General features: G+C 60.0%; 2 protein-coding genes and 1 riboswitch. Both genes read right to left on the bottom strand.

Going from position 1 to position 3,934, the window contains the following annotated elements:
- Positions 1 to 590: 590 nt before the first annotated feature.
- Positions 591 to 2,939 (bottom strand): 5-methyltetrahydropteroyltriglutamate--homocysteine S-methyltransferase, encoded by a 2,349-nt coding sequence (gene metE, locus NKH35_RS30815; protein WP_352917469.1) that lies wholly within the window; start codon positions 2,937 to 2,939, stop codon positions 591 to 593.
- Between the two features lie 91 nt (positions 2,940 to 3,030).
- Positions 3,031 to 3,232: riboswitch (cobalamin riboswitch) on the bottom strand.
- A gap of 312 nt (positions 3,233 to 3,544) precedes the next feature.
- Positions 3,545 to 3,934 (bottom strand): PfkB family carbohydrate kinase (locus NKH35_RS30810; RefSeq protein ID WP_352917467.1); only part of this gene is annotated, 390 nt, incomplete at its 5' end.

Genomic DNA, 3,934 nt, shown 5'->3' with positions numbered 1-3,934 from the left:
AGCTCGGCGTAGTACTGGCGGACGAAGAAGTTGACCTGCTTGTTGCCTTCCTCAACTCGCTGACCGGAGAGGCACCTGACGTCGCCTATCCCATCTTACCCTCAGAAACGGCGACAACGCCCCGGCCTGTAACGCAGATCTCAGGAAAATAAGGGCCAACTGGCTGCGGACTCGCAATCGAAAATGATTGGCGATTTTTACTTGGCGGCACGAATTGCGACGTCCATCTCCGAATTGGCGGGACGCTAGCGATACCCGAACCCTGCCACCTCGCCCGTAGTCTGCGCGATCAACTGGGGGCGGACAGACGCAGCACCATATATTGTCGCTGCCTGAGCGAACGCGCCAAGCAGTCTACTTTGAGAAACGACGCGTGTCCGATTTGTTCGAGGCGCGGGGCCTGTATGTCCCCAAGGAACCGATATTATAGCGTAGTGCCACATTTATATTTCTGCGGGATTAAGACACGTGCCGTAGGGAAATTGCACATTTGCGCCGAGTGGCTCATTTCCAAGAGTGTGCCGGTTTGGCATGTTCACGGCCGACAGGAGCCAGCCGGTAGCTCACCACACGGTGAGGAAGGAGAAGCCTCAGGCCACTTTCTCCCGGAGCGCGCGCGCTGCAGCGACCATGTTCATGAGGGCAGGGCGGACCTCCTCCCATTTGCGTGTTTTGAGGCCACAGTCCGGGTTTACCCACAGTTGGCCGTCGGACAGTCGCTCGCGGGCAAGCATGATTAGGTCCGAAATCTCGCAGACCTCCGGCACACGTGGTGAGTGAATGTCATAGACGCCGGGACCGATCTCGTTCGGATATTTGGAGCTCGTGAAGGCGTCCAGCAGTTCCATCTTCGAGCGCGACGTCTCAATCGAAATGACATCCGCATCCATTCCAGCGATCGCGTCGATGATCTCGTTGAACTCCGAATAACACATGTGGGTATGGATTTGAGTCGCGTCCTTTACACCCGTTGAAGCGATCCGGAAGCATTCGACAGCCCAGTCGAGATAGGCTTTCCAGTCAGATTGGCGCAGTGGCAATCCTTCGCGAAACGCGGCCTCATCGATCTGGATCATCCTTGCGCCGGACCTTTCGAGATCCGTCACTTCGTCGCGGATGGCGAGCGCGATCTGGCGGCAGACTTCGGAGCGGGGTACGTCGTCGCGAACAAAGGACCAGTTGAGAATGGTGACTGGGCCTGTGAGCATTCCCTTCACGGGCTTTTCCGTAAGCGACTGGGCGAATTGCCACCAGCGCACCGTCATCGGATTGCGCCTCGATACGTCCCCGAAGATGATGGGGGGACGCACGTAGCGCGACCCATAGCTTTGCACCCAGGCATGCTGAGTGAAGGCGAAGCCGGACAGCTGCTCGCCGAAATGCTGTACCATATCGTTTCGTTCGAACTCACCGTGCACCAGCACGTCCAGCCCGATCTCTTCCTGCCAACGAATTGCTGACTCGATCTCCTTCTTCAGGAAAATCTCGTAGTCGACATAACTGAGCTGGCCCTTCGCATGAGCGGACCGCGCGCGGCGTACCTGCGGCGTCTGCGGGAAGGACCCGATTGTCGTCGTCGGGAACGGCGGCAGCCCGAGCGTGCCGGCCTGGACTCTGGAGCGCTCGCCAAAAGCGCTCTCCCGTCGTTTCATGCTATGGTCAATGCTGGCGATCCGCCCCTCAACAAGCGGATCATGGATCTTCGTGGACGTCAAGCGAGTGGCGGCAGCCTCGGCAGTCGCTTTCAACGCGCCTGCCACCGCATCCCTGCCTTGGGACAGGGACCGGGCCAGCAAGACCAGCTCGTCGGTCTTCTGGGCCGCGAAGGCGAGCCACGACCTGATGTCGGCCTCGAGTTCCGTCTCCATGCGCAGGTCAATCGGCACATGCAGCATCGAGCAAGAAGGCGCGATTTCGACGCGGTCCAAGGGCCAGCCGGCGACGATCGGTTTGATGCGGTCGAGAATGGCGGGCAGGTTCGCACGCCAGACGTTGCGGCCATCGATCAAGCCGAGCGAGAGCACCAGATCCTTCGGAGCGAGCCGACCCACCGTTTCCAGCTGCACGGGAGCGCGCACCAGATCAATATGCAGGCCGGCCAGGGGCAGAGAAACCGCGGTTTCGAGATTGTCTCCCAGCGACCCGAAATACGTAGCCAGCATGATCTTCAGCTCGGGCGCGGCTTTCGACAGCTGGCCATAGGCGAATTCGAACGCAGCTCGTTCGTTCGGGTTCAGATCGAGGACAAGTGCTGGCTCATCGATCTGGACCCAGTCGGCTCCCGACAGCTTCAGCCTCTGCAGGAGCTGCTCGTAAACGGGCAGCAGCTGCGGTAGGAGCGCGATGGGACCGAACCCTTCGGCAGGCGATTTCGCCAGCTTGAGGAAGGTGATGGGTCCAAGGATGACTGGGCGTGTGTGAATGCCGAGAGCTTTAGCCTCGAGGAAGTAATCGACCGGCTTCGTTGACGAGAGGGCGAACGTCTGATCATCATGGAGCTCCGGCACAATGTAGTGGTAGTTGGTGTCAAACCACTTGGTCATTTCCATCGCGGCTACACCAGGTCCATGAGCCGCCTCCTGGTGACCAGCGTGTCCACAATCCTCCGTCTGACCCTGGTTGCCGCGCGCCATTGCGAAGTAGATGTCAAGTGGGACCTCGCCGCTATTCCAACCGTACCGGGATGGAATGGCGCCGACCGTGGCTGCGGTGTCGAGCACATGGTCGTAAAGCGAGAAGTCGTTCGAGGGGATTTTTGACACGCCGCGATCGCGCTGCTCCTCCCAGCTAGCGGCACGGAGTGCCTTCGACGTCCCAAGAAGGTCGCGAGCGGACGATTTTCCGGACCAGTAGCTTTCAAGGGCGAATTTCAGTTCTCGCCGACGACCGAAGCGCGGCACGCCGAGCGTTGCTACAGGAATTTGCTGAGAGACAGTCATGTCATACCCCGATGGTTGGGGGCGTCGGTGACAAGGAAGGCGCTAGCAGGCCGGCACGCCGGTTGCAGCGGCCACCGAGACACCCCGCCCGTGGACGTAATTCGTCGTGGCAGGTCTCCTGGCTCGCGGGGTCATAGCCTCTACCCATCTTCCCGAGGGTATTCGCCTCAGTGACATGAGTGGGTTGACTCGCCGCTAACAGTTGCGGGGGCAGCGCCGGCATCGCACCGGCTTCCCTCTTAGTTTCGCTGCGGCAGCGCCGCACGCGAAGAACCACGACACGCAGACAATCACAACAATCCGCTCTCTTGTCAATGACGCATAACGAAATGTTTATGTCGTTATGCGATCGCGCTTTTACGTTTGTCTAACATTGGTGAAATAGCCAGTCGCCCTTGGCGGCGCTGCTGCGCTGCCAGCATTGTCCAACTAATGGATTCCTGTCGGGCTGCGACATCCCTCGCAGGTCGCCCATGAAGGATCTCGGACGAGACTTCAAGCGCGTGACAACGTCGTTAGAATGCAGAAGATCCCAGCGAGCTTTGACACAGTTCCGCCACTGCGATGATCGCGTCAGTAGGGCGGCTGGTTAGTTGCCCGCGCATCTACAGCAACCCAGCCCGTTCCGCCTCGCGGCGCAAATTCTGCCTTGGCCTTGGGCCGATCTGCTGGATCACCAGGCCGGCCGCCAGCGAGCCAAGGTCGCCGCAATCCTTGAGGCTGCGCCCCGAGGTGTAGCCGTAGAGGAAACCGGCGGCGTAGAGGTCGCCGGCGCCGGTGGTGTCGACCAGCTCGCGGATCGTCGTCGCCTGGATGGTGACGGTCTCCTCGCCACGCACGATCACCGAGCCTTTTTCGGACCGGGTGACGGCGGCAATCTTGCAGTCCTTTCGGATCTGAGCCAGCGCCTCGTCGAAGGATTTTGTCTGGTAGAGCGACTTGATCTCGTGGCTGTTGGCAAAGACGATGTCGACAGTGCCCGAGCGCATCAGCTC

Source organism: Mesorhizobium sp. M1143 (genome assembly GCF_040318435.1).
Classification (GTDB): Bacteria; Pseudomonadota; Alphaproteobacteria; order Rhizobiales; family Rhizobiaceae; genus Mesorhizobium.
Note: the sequence above shows the minus strand (reverse complement) of the source record. Positions and strands in the feature narration are given on the sequence as shown.

Coding starts and splice junctions, on each gene's coding strand:
- metE (WP_352917469.1), bottom strand. CDS start 2,939: ATGACTGTCTCTCAGCAAATTCCTGTAGCAACGCTCGGCGTGCCGCGC.